The sequence below is a fragment of the Methylobacterium sp. NFXW15 genome (assembly GCF_049887755.1).
Classification (GTDB): Bacteria; Pseudomonadota; Alphaproteobacteria; order Rhizobiales; family Beijerinckiaceae; genus Methylobacterium.
The window spans coordinates 248,609-264,597 of sequence record NZ_JAGEKG010000008.1 but is presented as its reverse complement, the minus strand read 5'-3'; the positions used below and the strand labels follow the sequence as shown (position 1 = coordinate 264,597).

12 protein-coding genes are annotated in these 15,989 nt (G+C 69.1%); 11 read left to right on the top strand and 1 reads right to left on the bottom strand.

Annotated features, from left to right (window positions below; translation table 11 throughout):
* Position 1: 1 nt before the first annotated feature.
* A complete protein-coding gene (locus J4O73_RS18830) occupies positions 2 to 1,474 on the bottom strand; it encodes a methyl-accepting chemotaxis protein (RefSeq protein ID WP_426219797.1) in 1,473 nt (490 codons plus the stop codon).
* A gap of 171 nt (positions 1,475 to 1,645) precedes the next feature.
* On the opposite strand from J4O73_RS18830, the gene J4O73_RS18825 reads away from it, so the two are divergent.
* The 11 genes from J4O73_RS18825 (at position 1,646) to recN (ending at position 15,977) form a co-directional block, all read left to right on the top strand.
* Positions 1,646 to 2,821, top strand: a complete 1,176-nt coding sequence (locus tag J4O73_RS18825) for an FtsW/RodA/SpoVE family cell cycle protein (RefSeq protein WP_426219795.1) — start codon at positions 1,646 to 1,648, stop codon at positions 2,819 to 2,821.
* Positions 2,818 to 3,927 (top strand): undecaprenyldiphospho-muramoylpentapeptide beta-N-acetylglucosaminyltransferase, encoded by a 1,110-nt coding sequence (gene murG / locus J4O73_RS18820; RefSeq protein WP_426219794.1) that lies wholly within the window; start codon positions 2,818 to 2,820, stop codon positions 3,925 to 3,927. Before J4O73_RS18825 ends, murG begins: the two co-directional genes overlap by 4 nt.
* Positions 3,928 to 3,969: 42 nt before the next feature.
* On the top strand, positions 3,970 to 5,373 hold the full coding sequence (gene murC / locus J4O73_RS18815; protein ID WP_426219792.1) for a UDP-N-acetylmuramate--L-alanine ligase: 1,404 nt from the start codon (positions 3,970 to 3,972) through the stop codon (positions 5,371 to 5,373).
* A 223-nt stretch (positions 5,374 to 5,596) separates the two neighbouring features.
* Positions 5,597 to 6,523 (top strand): UDP-N-acetylmuramate dehydrogenase, encoded by a 927-nt coding sequence (murB, locus tag J4O73_RS18810; RefSeq protein ID WP_426219790.1) that lies wholly within the window; start codon positions 5,597 to 5,599, stop codon positions 6,521 to 6,523.
* A 34-nt stretch (positions 6,524 to 6,557) separates the two neighbouring features.
* Positions 6,558 to 7,478: a D-alanine--D-alanine ligase gene (locus J4O73_RS18805; RefSeq protein ID WP_426219789.1), complete on the top strand. Its 921-nt coding sequence runs from the start codon at positions 6,558 to 6,560 to the stop codon at positions 7,476 to 7,478.
* Positions 7,445 to 8,407 carry a cell division protein FtsQ/DivIB gene (locus tag J4O73_RS18800; RefSeq protein ID WP_426219787.1) on the top strand — a complete coding sequence of 321 codons (963 nt, stop codon included), beginning with the start codon at positions 7,445 to 7,447 and terminating at the stop codon, positions 8,405 to 8,407. Before J4O73_RS18805 ends, J4O73_RS18800 begins: the two co-directional genes overlap by 34 nt.
* 59 nt (positions 8,408 to 8,466) lie before the next feature.
* A complete protein-coding gene (gene ftsA / locus J4O73_RS18795) occupies positions 8,467 to 9,789 on the top strand; it encodes a cell division protein FtsA (protein WP_426219785.1) in 1,323 nt (440 codons plus the stop codon).
* A 95-nt stretch (positions 9,790 to 9,884) separates the two neighbouring features.
* Complete coding sequence (gene ftsZ, locus J4O73_RS18790) at positions 9,885 to 11,672, top strand: cell division protein FtsZ (RefSeq protein WP_426219783.1); 1,788 nt, start codon at positions 9,885 to 9,887, stop codon at positions 11,670 to 11,672.
* Between the two features lie 417 nt (positions 11,673 to 12,089).
* Positions 12,090 to 13,037, top strand: a complete 948-nt coding sequence (lpxC, locus tag J4O73_RS18785; RefSeq protein WP_426219782.1) for a UDP-3-O-acyl-N-acetylglucosamine deacetylase — start codon at positions 12,090 to 12,092, stop codon at positions 13,035 to 13,037.
* 210 nt (positions 13,038 to 13,247) lie between these two features.
* On the top strand, positions 13,248 to 14,129 hold the full coding sequence (locus J4O73_RS18780; RefSeq protein WP_426219780.1) for an outer membrane protein assembly factor BamD: 882 nt from the start codon (positions 13,248 to 13,250) through the stop codon (positions 14,127 to 14,129).
* 180 nt (positions 14,130 to 14,309) lie between these two features.
* On the top strand, positions 14,310 to 15,977 hold the full coding sequence (recN, locus tag J4O73_RS18775) for a DNA repair protein RecN (protein WP_426219778.1): 1,668 nt from the start codon (positions 14,310 to 14,312) through the stop codon (positions 15,975 to 15,977).
* Positions 15,978 to 15,989 lie beyond the last annotated feature (12 nt).

The window sequence follows — 15,989 nt, the reverse complement described above, 5'->3', positions numbered from 1 at the left end:
TTCAACGCGCCAGCACCTGCGCCGCCTGCCGCGTGGTGCCGACAGCCTGATTGACCTGCGACACGGCGGCGCCGATCGCGCCGATATCGTCCGTGATGCCCGCGACCGATTGGGCGGCCTCATGCATGTTCCGGGACAGGTCGCGGGTCACCGCATCCTGCTCCTCCACCGCGCCCGCCGTGGTCATGACGTGCTCGCGCATGATTCCGACCGAGGAACGGATCGAATCGAGGGCCGAGACCACCTCCTGCGACACGCCCTGGACGTTGGCGATCTCCGCATTGATCTGGTCGGTCGCGCGGGCGGCTTGGCTCGCCAGCGCCTTGACCTCGCTCGCCACCACCGCGAAGCCGCGTCCCGCGTCGCCTGCCCGGGCCGCCTCGATGGTCGCGTTGAGGGCGAGCAGATTGATCTGCCCGGCGACGGTCTGGATCAGGGAGACGATGCCGCCCATTGCGTCGGTCGCGTCGGTGAGACGGCGCGTATGCCCCTCGACCGCCTCGACCTGCCCCACCGCCGCGTCGGTCGCCTCCCGCGAGCGGACCATGCTCTGCGAGATCTCGCCGACCGCCGCCGCCAGTTCCTCGGAGGCCGCCGCCATGGTCTGCACGCTCATCGACGCCAGGCCCGCCGCCGCCCCGGCCGAATGCGAGGCGCTGCCCGCATGGGACACGGCCGCGTCGATCTCCGCGAAGTTCCGGTCGATCAAGCAGCGCAGATCTTCGAGGAGGCGCATCTGTGCCGTGATGTCGGTGGCGAATTTGACGACCTTTACCGGTCGCCCGCTCGGGTCGAAGATCGGGTTGTAGGAGGCCTGGATCCAGACCTCACGTCCGCCCTTGGCAATGCGCCGATACTGCGCTGCCTGAAACTCGCCGGAGCGCAGACGGTCCCAGAAGGCTTGGTATTCCGGGGTCTCGGCATGCCCGGCCGGGACGAACATCGCATGGTGCCGACCGACGATCTCCTCGCGCTCGTATCCGACCACGGCCAGGAAATTGGCGTTCGCGGACAGGATGTGTCCGGTCAGATCGAACTCGATGATCGCCTGGACCCGATCGAGGGCCGCGAGCTTGGCCGCGTCGTCGGTCTGACGAACGATCTGATCCGTGATATCGGTGGCGAACTTGATCACCTTCACCGGACGGCCCTGACGGTCGAAGATCGGGTTGTAGGAGGCCTGGATCCACACCTCCCGTCCGCCCTTGGCGATCCGGCGGTATTGTGCCGCCTGGAACTCGCCGGAGCGAAGCCGGTCCCAGAAGGCCTGGTATTCGGGCGAAGCCGCGTAGTCCGGCGGGACGAACATCGCGTGGTGTCGTCCGATAATCTCGTCTTGGTTGTATCCGATAACGCCGAGGAAATTGGCGTTCGCGGTCAGGATGCGCCCGGTGAGATCGAATTCGATGATCGCCTGAACGCGGTCGACGGCAGCGAGCTTGGCCGCGTCATGGGTCCGGTGAGCGAAAAGCATGGTCGGCCGGTCTCTCAGGTCTCACAACCACAAATTGAATGCTTTATGTTAAGACCGGGTTACGCTCATCCAGTTGCTGGCTGAGGCCTCTACCGTAGGGAAGCATTTACCATTCGGGGACACTCTCCCGGCTCGCGCCGCAGGACGGCGCCGGGAGGCACTCGCACGCCCATGATGTCTCGCGCCGAACGCACCCCGCTCACGGATTGGTGGTGGACGGTCGATCGCGGCCTCCTCGCCGCGCTCGTCGCGCTGATGGTGGCCGGGCTGGTCTTCCTGATGGGCGGCGGCCCGCCGGTGGCCGAGCGAATCGGCTTGCCGACCTTCCACTTCCTCAACCGCCAGGCGATGTATCTCGCGCCGACGGTCGTCATCATCTGCGCGGTCTCGTTCCTGAGCCTGCGCGGCATCCGTCGCCTCGCTCTGTTCACGTGGCTGATGGGGGTGGTCTTCTGCCTTCTCGCCGTGAAGATCGGGCCGGAGATCAAGGGCGCCCATCGCTGGATCCAGATCGGCTCCTTTGGTCTCCAACCCTCCGAGTTCGTGAAGCCGGCCTTCGTGGTGGTGGCCGCCTGGGCCTTCTCCGAGGGCGCCCAGCGTCGCGACATGCCGGGGGGCATCCTCGGGCTGCTGATCCTGCCGGTGACCATCGTCCCGCTGCTGCTCCAGCCGGATTTCGGGCAGACCATGCTCATCACCATGACCTGGTCGGCGCTGCTCTTCGTGGCGGGCCTGCACCTGATCTGGGTCGGCGCCCTCGGTGTCTTCGGCCTTGCGGGCGTCTTCGCCGCCTACACGTTCTTCCACCACGTGCGGGAGCGGTTCAACAAGTTCCTCGATCGGGGCGATGACGGTTCGGGCGGCGGCTTCCAGGAGTTCTGGTCGCGCGAATCGTTTCGCTCGGGCAGCTGGTTCGGCACCGGGCCGGGGGAGGGCGTCGCCAAGCGCCACCTGCCGGATGCGCATACCGACTTCCTCTTCTCGGTGATCGGCGAGGAGTTCGGCGTCATCGTCTGCCTGTGCCTCGTGGCCCTGTTCGCCTACATCGTGCTGCGTGGCCTCAAGCTCGCCCGGCGCACCGATGACACGTTCTCGCGGCTGGCGATCACGGGGCTGACGACCCTGTTCGGCCTTCAGGCGTGCATCAACATGGCGGTGAACACTCAGCTCATGCCGGCCAAGGGCATGACGCTTCCCTTCGTTTCCTTCGGCGGCTCGTCGATGTTCTCGCTGGCGCTGGGCACCGGCTTCCTCGTGGCCCTCACCCGTAAGCGGCCGCGCACGGTGCTGCTCAGCCAGAAGCCCCCCGGGACCGCGCCGTCCAACGTCGCCGGGGTGATCCAGTGACCGTCCTGACGCCCACCATCCTGCTCTGCGCGGGCGGCACCGGCGGCCATCTCTTCCCGGCCGAGAGTCTCGCCCACGCCCTCCGGGCGAGGGGCGTGCGCGTCGCCCTCGCCACGGACGCGCGGGTCGATTCCATCGCCACGGGCTTCCCGGCCTCGGAGGTCGTCACCATCCGCTCCGCGACGCCGTCCGGCCGCAGCCTGATCAAGCGGGCCACGGCGGTGGTCACCCTCGGCCGTGGCTTCGGCGATGCGGCCAAGGCGATCCGGCGGATCAACCCGGCGGCGGTGGTCGGCTTCGGCGGCTATCCGACCGTGCCGCCGGTCCTGGCGGCGCAACTTCTGCGTGTGCCGACACTGCTCCATGAGCAGAACGCCGTGATGGGCCGGGCCAACACCTTCCTGGCCAAGGGCGCGCGCACCATCGCCACCGGTTTCCGCGAGGTCCGGGGCATTCCCGACAAGGCGACCGCACGGCGCGTCCACACCGGCAATCCTCTCCGTCCGGCCGTGATCGAGGCGATGCGCATCCCCTATCCCGCCTTCGCGGAGGGCGACGTGCTCCGGATCCTCGTGTTCGGCGGCAGCCAGGGCGCGCGGGTCATGGGCGAAGTCGTCCCGCCCGCGCTGGAGCGCCTGCCCGCCGATCTGCGGGCGCGGCTCCACGTGACGCAGCAGGTGCGCGCCGAGGATCTGACGGCCGTGCAGAACCAGTACCTCGCCATGGGCCTCGCCGGGCTGGAGGCGGCGCCGTTCTTCAAGGACTTGCCCGCGCGGATGGCGGCGAGCCACCTCGTCGTCTCGCGCTCCGGCGCCTCGACCGTCTCGGAACTCGCGGCGATCGGCCGCCCGTCGGTGCTGGTGCCCCTGCCGGGATCGCTCGATCAGGACCAAGCGGCCAACGCCGCCACCCTGGAGGCGATCGGCGCGGCCCTGGTCCTGAAGCAGCCCGCCTTCACCCCGGACCGCCTCGCCGCGGACCTCGTGGAGATGATCGAGAACCCGGCGAAATTGACCCGCGCCGCCGATGCGGCGAGAAGCGCAGGCATACACGACGCCGCCGAGCGGCTGGCCGAAGTCGTCATCGAGACGGCGGCCCATCCCTGATCGCCGCTCAACAGCGGCCGGTCCCGCACAGGTCTGAACCCCATGAAGCTGCCCGAACAACTCGGACCCATCCACTTCATCGGCATCGGCGGCATCGGCATGTCCGGCATCGCCGAGGTGATGCGCAACCTCGGCTACACGGTGCAGGGCTCCGATGCCTCGGACAACGCCAATGTCCGGCGCCTCGCCGACAAGGGCATCCGCACCTTCGTCGGCCATGAGGCCGCCAATGTCGAGGATGCCGCCCTGGTGGTGGTCTCGACGGCGATCCGCCGGGACAATCCCGAGCTTCAGGCCGCCCGCGAGCGCCGCCTGCCGGTGGTGCGCCGCGCGGAGATGCTGGCCGAGCTGATGCGGTTCAAGTCCTGCGTCGCGGTGGCGGGCACCCACGGCAAGACCACGACGACCTCGCTGGTCGCGACTCTCCTCGACGCGGGCAATCTGGACCCGACCGTCATCAACGGCGGCATCATCAACGCCTACGGCACCAATGCCCGCATGGGCGCGGGCGACTGGATGGTGGTGGAGGCCGACGAATCGGACGGCACCTTCCTCAAGCTCCCGGCCGACGTGGCGATCGTCACCAACATCGACCCGGAGCATCTCGACCATTTCGGTTCGTTCGATGCGATCAAGGACGCGTTCCGGCGCTTCATCGACAACATCCCGTTCTACGGCTTCGCGGTGATGTGCATCGACCATCCGGTGGTGCAGGACCTCGTCGGCCATATCGAGGACCGGCGGATCATCACCTACGGTGAGAACCCTCAGGCCGACGTGCGCCTGATCGACGTCGATCTGCGCGGCGGCCAGAGCAAGTTCCGGGTGATGATCCGTGACCGGCGCCCCGGCTACCGGATGGAGCTGGAGGACCTCGTGCTGCCCATGCCGGGCAAGCACAACGCGCTGAACGCCACCGCCGCGCTCGCCGTCGCCCACGAACTCGGCGTCCCGGCGGACGCGATCCGCAAGGCGCTGGCCGGTTTCGGCGGCGTGAAGCGCCGCTTCACCCGCACCGGCGAGTGGAATGGCGCGGCGATCTTCGACGATTACGGGCACCATCCGGTGGAGATCAAGGCGGTGCTGAAGGCCGCCCGTGCCTCGACGGACGGTTCGGTGATCGCGGTGGTGCAGCCCCACCGCTACAGCCGCCTGCATTCGCTGTTCGACGATTTCTGCACCTGCTTCAACGATGCGGACACGGTGATCGTGGCCCCGGTCTACGCAGCGGGCGAGACGCCGATCGAGGGCGCCGACCGGGATGGCCTCGTCTCGGGCCTGCGCTCGCGCGGCCACCGCGACGCTCGCGCCCTCGACAGGCCGGAGGATCTGGCGGGCATCGTGGCCGACCTCGCCAAGCCCGGCGATTACGTCGTGTGTCTCGGCGCGGGCACGATCACCCAATGGGCCTACGCGCTACCGGGTGAGTTGGCCGCTCGGGGGTGAGCGACACGTGCGAGAAGACATCGGTCGTGCGGGACACCATCCTCGCCGCGCTTCCCCCCTCTCCCCCCAGGCGGGGAGAGGCAAGCCCGAAGGGCGACGGTGAGGGGGCTTGCCGCGAGACTCGTTCGTCACCGCCCCCTCACCTTCGGCTGCCGCCTCGTTTCGCCGACGACGAGGTCGGCAAGACTCTCTCCCCCCAGGCGGGGAGAGGGGGAGAACACATATGAACGCTCTGCACGACACGATCCGCGCCGCCGCCCCCGATCTTCGGGGGCGGCTGGTGGCGGGCGCGAGCCTGGCCGACCTGACATGGTTCCGCGTCGGCGGCCCGGCGGAGGTGCTGTTCACCCCCGCCGACGAGGACGACCTTGCCGCCCTGCTCGCGGTGCTCGATCCCTCCGTGCCGGTGACGGTGATCGGGCTCGGCTCGAACCTGATCGTGCGTGACGGCGGGATTCCGGGCGTGACCGTGCGGCTCGGCGGCAAGGCGTTCGGGACCATCGCCGTAGACGGCGAGACGATCCGCGCGGGCACGGCGGTGCCGGATATGCGCCTCGCCAAGGCCGCCGCCGAAGCGTCCCTCGACGGGCTCGCCTTCTTCCGGGGCATTCCCGGCTCGGTCGGCGGGGCACTGCGCATGAATGCGGGCGCCCATGGCGGCGAAACCACGGACGTGTTCGTGGAGGCGAGGGGTATCGACCGGCGCGGCGCCCTGCACGTGTTCGACTCGGCTCAGATGGGCTTCGCGTATCGCCACTCCTCCGCGCCGGAGGACACCATCTTCACGCAGGCCGTGTTCCGCGGCCGTCCAGGGGATCGCGGGGCGATCGAAGCGGAGATGGAGCGCGTCACCGCCGCGCGGGAGGCCGCTCAGCCGATCCGCGAGCGGACCGGTGGCTCGACCTTCGCGAACCCCGAAGGCGGCAAGGCGTGGCAACTCGTCGACGCCGCCGGATGCCGGGGCCTGACCCGTGGCGGGGCGCAGGTCAGCGAGATGCATTGCAACTTTCTCATCAACCGCGGCGGCGCCACGGCGGCCGATATCGAAGGGCTGGGCGAGGAGGTCCGTCGCCGGGTCCGCGAAACCAGCGGTGTGGAGTTGCGCTGGGAGATCAAGCGGATCGGCGTGCCCCTGCCGTCCGCATCCTGAGACCGATTCGAACAAGACGACCGGAGCCCGCCCCATGACCCGTCACGTCGCCGTCCTGATGGGCGGAACCTCCTCCGAGCGGGAGGTCTCGCTGAATTCCGGCAAGGCCTGCGCCGATGCCCTCGAAGGCGAGGGGTTCAAGGTCACGCGCATCGATGTCGGGGCCGATGTCGCCACCGTTCTCAGCGCGCTCCGGCCGGACGCGGCGTTCAATGCCCTGCACGGGCCGGACGGCGAGGACGGTACGATCCAGGGCCTGCTCGAAATCCTGAAGATCCCCTACACCCATTCCGGCGTGCTCGCCTCGGCGCTGGCCATGGACAAGGAGCGCGCCAAGATCGTGATGCGGGCGGCGGGCGTCGACGTGCCCGGCGGTCGGGTCGTTAACCGAATGGAGGCCGCCAGCCAGCACGTCCTGCCGCCGCCTTACGTGGTGAAGCCCATCGCGGAAGGTTCGTCGATGGGTGTGATCATCGTGCGTGACGGGCGCTCGCATCCGCCCCAGATCCTCGCCTCCGACGAATGGCGGTTCGGCGAGCAAGTCCTTGCAGAACCTTACATTGCGGGCCGTGAACTGACCTGCGGCGTGATGGGCGACAAGCCGCTCGGCGTCATCGAGGTGAAGGCTGCCACCGAGTGGTACGATTACGACGCCAAGTACGCACCGGGGGGGTCCATCCATGTCCTCCCGGCAGAACTTAAACCAAATGTTTACCACCGGGTCCAAGAGTTGGCGTTAACGGCGCATCGCGCGCTGGGCTGTCGGGGCGTCAGCCGTGCCGACCTTCGCTACGACGACACGCCGGGTGGAACCGGGGCGCTCGTCGTTCTCGAGGTCAACACGCAACCCGGCATGACCCAGACGAGCCTTGTGCCGGATATGGCGGCCCATGCGGGCCTGAGTTTCGGTGAGCTCGTCCGATGGATGGTGGAGGACGCTTCCCTGAATCGCTGAACCCGGGTCCCGCCCGGGCCGCGGGGGTATCCGCGCGGCTCGCCGGCAACCCGCTTCTGCGATTCGCCTCGCGCTTCCCCTCCCGCGCCCTCTCGGTGCGGCGGGTCCGCGGCGGCCAGTCGATGGCCGACCGCCTGCCGCGCGGGACGGGTCTCGTCATCGTCTCGGTCTCCTGCGCGGCCCTGTCGCTGGCGGGTTTCGTCGCCAGCGGGCGCTACGACGCCTTCGTCGCGGAGCAGGGGCGCCCCCTGGATGTCGCCGCGCGGATCGCCGGGTTCGGCGTGAAGCGGGTCACGATCACCGGCATCTCCCGGATGTACGAGCGCGAGGTTCTGGCCGCCGCCGGGATCGACTGGCGCTCCTCCGTGCCCTTCCTCGACGTGAACGAGGCGCGCGAACGGCTCCTGCGGGTGCCGCTGATCGCCCAGGCCTCGGTGCGCAAGATCTACCCCAACGACATCGCCATCACGCAGATCGAGCGCGAGCCCGCCGCTCTCTGGCAGAAGGACGGTGTGATCAACGTGATCGCCGCCGACGGCACGGTGATCGACGCCATGCGCGACGACCGCTACGCGACTCTGCCCCTGGTGGTCGGCGAGAACGCCAACGCCAAGCTGCCGGAATATCTGGCTCTGGTGGCTGCCGCCGGTCCCCTCGCGGAGCGAATCAAGGCGGGCACCTACGTGTCCGGCCGCCGCTGGACCCTCAAGCTCGATGGCATCGACGTGCGCCTGCCGGAGGACGATCCGGCCGGGGCGCTGGCCCGGCTGGTGCGTCTGGAGCGCAACGAGCGCCTGCTGGAGAAGGACATCATCGCCGTCGACCTGCGCATGGCCGACCGGGTGGTGGTGCGCCTGACCGAAGAGGCCGCCGCCGCCCGCGCCGAGGCACAGCAGCAGAACAAGAAGAAGCCGGGGGCGCCGACATGATGCCCCGTACCGCCCTCAGACTTTCCGTCCGTCCCGCCTTTCGCGTCCGGTAGCGTTTCATGCACAGCCAACACGGCCTCACGCCGCGTCTGAAGCCGCTCTCGGCCCGCCGTTCGACGATCCTCTCGGTCCTCGACATCGGTACGAGCAAGGTGGTCTGTCTGATCGCGGAGCTTCAGCCCGCCGAGGCGCTCTCGACGCTCAAGGGGCGCACGCACCTCGCGCGGATCATCGGCATCGGTCACCAGCGTTCGGTCGGCCTCAAGGGCGGCGCGATCGTCGATCTCGAAGCGGCCGAGAACTCGATCCGTCAGGCGGTGCATGCCGCCGAGCGGATGGCCAAGGTCGAGGTTCAGTCGGTCATCGTGAACATGTCCGGCGGGCGTCTCGCCTCGCAGCATTTCCAGGCGCGGGTGAATGTCCGCTCCGGCAGCGTCACCGGCTCGGACGTGGAGCGCGTGCTAGAGACGGCGAGCGCCCATGGCGTCAGCCCCGGCCGGGCCGTGCTGCACGCCCTGCCCACCGGCTACGCCCTGGACGGGCAGGGAGCCGTGATCGACCCCTCGGGGATGATCGGCGAGGCGCTCGGCGTCGACCTACACGTCGTCACCACCGAACTCGCCGCTGCGCGCAACGTCATGCTGGCGATCGAGCATTGCCATCTGGGCGTCGAGGCGGTGATCGCCACCCCCTACGCCGCCGGCCTCTCGGCTCTGGTGGACGACGAGGCCGAGATGGGCGTCTGCGTCGTCGACATGGGTGGCGGCACGACGAGCGTCGGCGTGTTCTCGGGCGGCCATCTGGTCCATTGCGACGCGGTCGCCGTGGGCGGGCACCACGTGACCATGGACATCGCGCGGGGCCTTTCCACCCGCGTCGCGGCGGCCGAGCGGCTGAAGACCCTCTACGGCTCGGCGATCTCGTCTCCGTCCGACGAGCGCGACATGATCGCGGTCCACGGAGTCGGCGAGGAGGAGGGCGACGCCCCGGCGCATATCCCGCGCTCGCAGCTCGTGCGGATCATCAAGCCGCGCGTCGAGGAAGTGGTGGAGCTGGTCCGCGACCGGCTCCGCAACGCGGGCTTCGCCGCCCAGGCCGGGCGCCGCGTGGTGCTGACGGGCGGGGCGAGCCAGCTCGTCGGCCTGCCGGAGGTGGCCCGGCGGGTGATGCAGGGGCAGGTGCGTATCGGTCGCCCCCTCGGGATCCGGGGCCTGCCCGAGGCGGCCAAGGGTCCGGCCTTCTCGGCGTCGGTCGGCTTGCTCGTCTACCCGCAGGTCGCCCACGCCGAATACTTCGAACCGCGCGGCCACGGCGTCTTCGCCGCGACCGGCACGGACCGGTACCTGCCGCGGGTCGTCCGCTGGATCAGGGACAGCTTCTAGGGTTCCGCGCCCCGCGAGGGGCGGGGGCTCAGACGAAAAAACCGGCGCCGCGAGGCGCCACGCGACACACCGAAGTTCAGCAGAGGCTCGACACCATGGCCATCTCCCTCCAGGCGCCGGACATCCGGGAACTCAAGCCCCGCATCACCGTGTTCGGCGTCGGCGGCGCCGGCGGCAACGCGGTCAACAACATGATCGAGGCGGGCCTGCTCGGCTGCGAGTTCGTGGTGGCCAACACCGATGCCCAGGCGCTCACCTCCTCGAAGGCCGAGCGGGTCATCCAGATGGGCCTGAACGCCACACAGGGCCTCGGCGCCGGTTCGCATCCGGAGGTCGGCTCGGCCGCCGCCGACGAGGTGATCGATGAGATCCGCGACCAGCTCTCGGGCGCCCACATGTGCTTCATCACCGCCGGCATGGGCGGCGGCACCGGCACCGGCGCGGCTCCGGTCATCGCCCGCGCGGCCCGCGACATGGGCATCCTCACCGTCGGTGTCGTGACGAAGCCGTTCCAGTTCGAGGGCGTCCGCCGGATGCGCACGGCCGAAGCCGGCATCCAGGAGCTTCAGGCGGCGGTCGATACCCTGATCGTCATCCCGAACCAGAACCTGTTCCGGGTCGCCAACGAGAAGACCACCTTCGCCGACGCCTTCGCGATGGCCGACCAAGTGCTCTATTCCGGCGTCGCCTGCATCACCGACCTGATGGTCAAGGAAGGCCTCATCAACCTCGACTTCGCCGACGTGCGCGCGATCATGCGTGGCATGGGCAAGGCGATGATGGGCACCGGCGAGGCGTCCGGCGAGAAGCGCGCCAACCGCGCCGCCGAGGCCGCCATCGCCAACCCGCTCCTCGATGACGTGTCGATGAAGGGCGCCCGCGGCCTGCTGATCTCGATCACCGGCGGCTCGGACCTCACCCTCTACGAACTCGACGAGGCCGCCACCCGCATCCGCGAGGAGGTCGATCAGGACGCCAACATCATCCTCGGTGCCACCTTCGACGAGAGCCTGGACGGCATCATCCGCGTGTCGGTGGTCGCCACCGGCATCGAGCCGGCCCTGATCTCCGCGAACTCGCCGAACAACCCGGCCGTCGCCGAGACCGAGCAGCGCATCGCCGAGGTGGCCGAGCGCCTGCGCGCCGAGGCCCGTGCCCGCGCGTCCTCGCCGGTCCCGAGCATCCGCACGGAATCGAGCTTCGCCCAGGCCCCCGCTCCGGCTCCGGTCCAGGCTCCTGCCGCCCCGGTCGCCGCCGCCCCGGCCGCGCCGGTCATGGAACCGCGCCACGAGCTGCGTCCCGAGCCGACTCCGGTCACGACCCGCGACGACGTGCTTCTCGCCCCGGTGCCGGCCCGCGCCGCGACCCCGTTCGTGCCGGCTCCCGCCGCGCCGCGCATCGAGGCCGCCCCGCAGATCCATAGCGGCCCGTTCGTGCCGCCGCGTGCCGAGGCTCCCGTCGCGGCTCCCGCCGTGGCCCGCGCCCCGCGCATGCCGCAGATCCACGAGCTTCCCCCGATCGCCCAGACCCAGCTGATGGCGAACCGGGCCGCCGAGGAGGCCGCTCCGGAATCCAAGCGGACTTCGCTGCTGCGCCGTCTCGCCACCGTCGGCTTCGGCGGACGGCGTGACGACGAGACCGCCCCGGCCCCGCGCAACGCCGCGATGCCCACGGCTCCTCAGGCTCCGGCGCCGTATCAGGCTCCGGCCGCCTACCAGCCGCCGATGCCCCAGGCGCCCCGCGCCCCGGTGCCCCCGGCTCCGCAATACCGCCCGGCCCAGGGCAGCCTCGACGGTCAGGGCCGCGCCATGCCGCAGCAGCCGCGGATGATGGACGACGATCAGCTTGAGATCCCGGCCTTCCTCCGTCGCCAAGCCAACTGACGGCTCGCCGACCATCAGAAACCATCCCGGTCTCACGGCCGGGTCGATTCAACCTCACGTTGTGTACTCCTCCCGGAGTGCACGGCGTGAGATCGTTTCGTCAGCTTTATGGCCTGTGTGTATGATGCATGCGTGCCACAGAACGACCGCCGATCCGCCCCGTGTTAACCATTTTTTAAACCCTTGTACGGCCTGCGATTTATGCCGATTCCGATCCGGCTAGGCTTGTAACAAGTGGTAAGAATCCGTGATTTGGCTGGCTTGCGGAGCGCGGCTATAGCTAATCCGGTAAGAACGAACGTACCGCGGGGATACAACCTGTCAGCGGTATAGGGGCATCAAGCAGCGGACGGATCGAGCGCACGCCATCACCCGCCACCGGGTTGGCGACGCCGGATTGCGGCCGAGGGCTCAGGAATGCGAACGAACAATCAGACCACCCTCAAGGCGGCGGCCACCCTCACAGGTGTAGGCGTCCACTCCGGAAACCCCGCCGCGATCACGATTCGTCCCGCTCCCGCCAACCACGGCATCGCCTTCCTCCGAACCAGTACCCCCCTCGGCAACGACCGCCTGATCAAGGCCCATCACGCCCTCGTTTCCGCCACCGAACTCTGCACCGTCATCGGTGACGTCGAGACCGGGGCCGTCGCCACCATCGAGCACCTGATGTCCGCCCTGTTCGGTCTGGGCGTCGACAACGCCCTGATCGAGATCGACGGGCCCGAGCTTCCCATCCTCGACGGTTCGGCCAAGCTCTTCGTGGAGGCGATCGACCGCGTCGGTCTCGCGTCCTGTGGCGCCCCCAAGCGCTGGCTCAAGGTTCTCCGTCCGGTTCGTATCGAGGTCGGCCGCGCCTTCGCCGAACTCCGTCCGATCGACCGGGGCTTCCGCCTCGATGTCGAGATCGATTTCGACAACCCGGTGATCGGCCGCTCGCGCAAGGCCATGGACCTGTCGCCGGCGACCTATCGTCGTGAGGTCGCGGATGCCCGCACCTTCGGCATGATGAAGGACGTGGAGAAGTACTGGAAGGCGGGCTTCGCGCTCGGCGCCTCCCTGGAGAACACCGTCGCCGTCGGCGAGAACGGTGTCGTGAACCCCGAGGGGCTGCGCTTCCCCGACGAGTTCGTCCGCCACAAGATCCTCGACGCGGTGGGCGACCTCGCCCTCGCCGGTCTGCCGATCCAGGGGGCGTACCGCTCCTATTGCGGCGGCCATCGCATGAATGTCGGCGTCCTGTCCGCCCTGTTCTCGGATCGCGCCAACTACGCCATCGTCGAGGCCGCCGCCGGCACCCGCCAGGGCACCCTCGTCGATCTGGGCGCGAGCCTCGGTCTCGCAGCCTTCGCCGCCGACGTCTGAGGCGGCATCCGGGGTCGTCCGGGGCTGTGTCCGGTGGAGCACACTGCACAACCGATGCGGGCCGCCTCACCATCGCCCCTTTCACGCCCAAATCGAGCGTCACGGTTTAACCGCCCGTAAACGGCGGGCTCGGCTCCCTGGAGCCGGAGACCACCACGGGTTGGCATCCCGGCGGCGAAAACCGCTCCGGGTGGGGGAAAGAGCGCGAGAATGCCTGTCACCATTCGTCATCGCGGCCTCGCGGCCCTGGCGGCTCCGCTCGTGGCCGTGCTGGGCCTCGGCCTCGGCGGCTGCGACTTCGATCCCACCGGGATCTTCTCCGAGAAGTACAAGCCGGAAGTCATTCCGGATGTCCCCGCCGACAAGCTCTACAGCGAGGGCTTGGCGAAGATGGAGGACAGCGACTACGAAGGCGCCGTCAAGAAGTTCGACAGCCTCGACAAGACGTACCAGTATTCCGACTGGTCGCGTAAGGCGCTGTTGATGACGGCCTACGCGAATTACGAAGGACAGAAGTACGACGACGCGATCAACGCCTCGAAACTGTACTTGCAGCGGCATCCGTCCAGCAAGGATGCGGCCTACGCGCAGTACCTGATCGCCATGTCGAACTATAAGCAGATCCCGGACGTGACCCGCGACCAGGACCGTTCCGAGAAGGCGCTCGCCGCCCTTCAGGAATTGATCCAGCGGTATCCGACCTCGGAATATGCATCCGACGCCAAGTCGAAGATCCAGATCACCCGCGACCAGCTCGCCGGCAAAGAAATGGATATCGGCCGCTATTATCTGGAACGGCGCAACTTCCCGGCGGCGATCAACCGCTTCCGTGACGTGGTGTCCAAGTACCAGACCACCCGACACGCCGAGGAGGCGCTGGAGCGCCTGACCGAGGCGTACTGGGCGCTCGGCATCCCGCAGGAGGCGCAGAACGCCGCCGCCGTGCTCGGGCACAACTTCCCCGACTCGCCATGGTACAAGGACGCGCATGCGCTCCTCGCCAATAACGGCCTGGAGCCGCGCGAGGAGAAGTCCTCCTTCCTGTCGAAGGCGTTCCGCTCCATCACCGGGCGCACCGCCTCGGCCGAGTAACGACGCATCCAGTGTGTGCGCGAAGGCCCGGAACGAAGGTTCCGGGCCTTTTGCGTTCGGAGCGCCGCGTACGGACGCCGCGAAGTTTTCGGGTGAAACCTATCTCGGCCCGGCTTATGTACGCACTCCGTTCCGGGAAGCGTTTCCGGTTCCTCTCGACTCTGGGATGCCCGCCGCAGCATGCTCGCGCAGCTCGCGATCCGCGACATCGTTCTGATCGACAAGCTTGAGCTGAATTTCCGCGAGGGCCTCAGCGTCCTCACGGGAGAGACCGGCGCGGGCAAATCGATCCTGCTCGATGCCTTCGCCCTGGCGCTCGGCGGGCGCGGCGATGGCCGCCTCGTCCGCTCGGGTGAATCGCAGGGCGGCGTCACGGCGGTGTTCGATGTCGCCCTCGATCATCCGGCCCGGCGGATCGCTGCCGAGGCCGAGATCGACACCGAGGGCGACCTCATCCTCCGCCGCACGCAGATGGCCGACGGGCGGACTCGGGCCTTCGTCAACGATCAGGCAGTGGGCGTGCAGGTACTCCGGGCGATCGGCGCGGCCCTGGTGGAAATTCACGGCCAGCACGACGACCGGGCGCTCGCGGATCCCGCCTCCCACCGGGCGATCCTCGACGCGTTCGGGGGGCTTCAATCGCAGTCGGCCAAGGTCGGGACTGCCGCCCGCGCCCTGCGCACGGCCCGCACCGCCTTCGCCGAGCACAAGGAGAAGGTCGAGACCGCCCGGCGGGAGGCCGACTTCCTGCGCCACGCCGTCGAGGAACTGAGCGAGCTGAACCCGCTCCCGGGGGAGGAGGCGAGTCTCGCCGAGCGGCGCACGGTGATGCAGCAATCGGAGAAGGTCGCCCGCGAACTCAACGAGGCGCTGGACGCCGCTGGGGGCCCGCATTCGGCCGTGCCGCACCTCTCGGCGGCCCTGCGCAAGCTGGAGCGCCGGGCGTCCCTACTGCCCGCTCTGGTGGAGCCGTGTGTCAACGCCCTCGATGCCGCCCTCGTCGCCCTCGACGAGGCGCGTGCGGCCATCGAGAACGCGGTGGCGGAATCCGAGTTCGACCCGCGCGAACTCGAGCGCGTGGAGGAACGGCTCTTCGCCCTGCGCGCCGCTGCACGCAAATACAACGTCGCGGCCGACGATCTTGCGGACCTCGCGGGGCGCTTCGCCTCCGACGTGGCGGCGATCGACGCGGGCGAGGCGGAACTCGCCGTCCTCGCGGCGGCTCAGGACAAGGCCGAGGCCGCCTATGCCGCCGCGGCCGAAGCCCTGAGCGCGGGGCGCAAGAAGGCCGCGCGCAAGCTCGACGCGGCGGTGCAAGCGGAGTTGCCGCCTCTGAAGCTGGAACGCGCCCGCTTCATCACCGAGCTCGTCACCGATCCCGCCTCTCGCGATGCGGCGGGAATCGACCGCGTGGAGTTTTGGGCACAGACCAACCCCGGCACCAAGCCCGGACCGATGATGCGCGTCGCCTCGGGCGGCGAGCTGTCCCGATTCATGCTGGCCCTGAAGGTGGTGCTGGCCGACAAGGGCTCGGCCCCGACCCTGATCTTCGACGAGATCGATACCGGCGTTGGCGGCGCGGTCGCGGATGCGATCGGCCTGCGCCTCGCTCGCTTGGCGGACACGGTGCAGGTCATCGCCGTCACCCATGCACCGCAGGTCGCGGCACGGGCGGCGACACATCTGTTGATCGCCAAAGCGCCGGTCAAGGGAGCGGGGAGGGTAGCCACCCGCGTCTCGACGCTGCCGGTGGAGGATCGCCGCGAGGAGATCGCCCGCATGCTCGCGGGCGCCACGGTCACCGACGAGGCCCGCGCCGCCGCCGCCCGGCTGCTTCAGGGGGCGTGAAGAGGCCTTAGT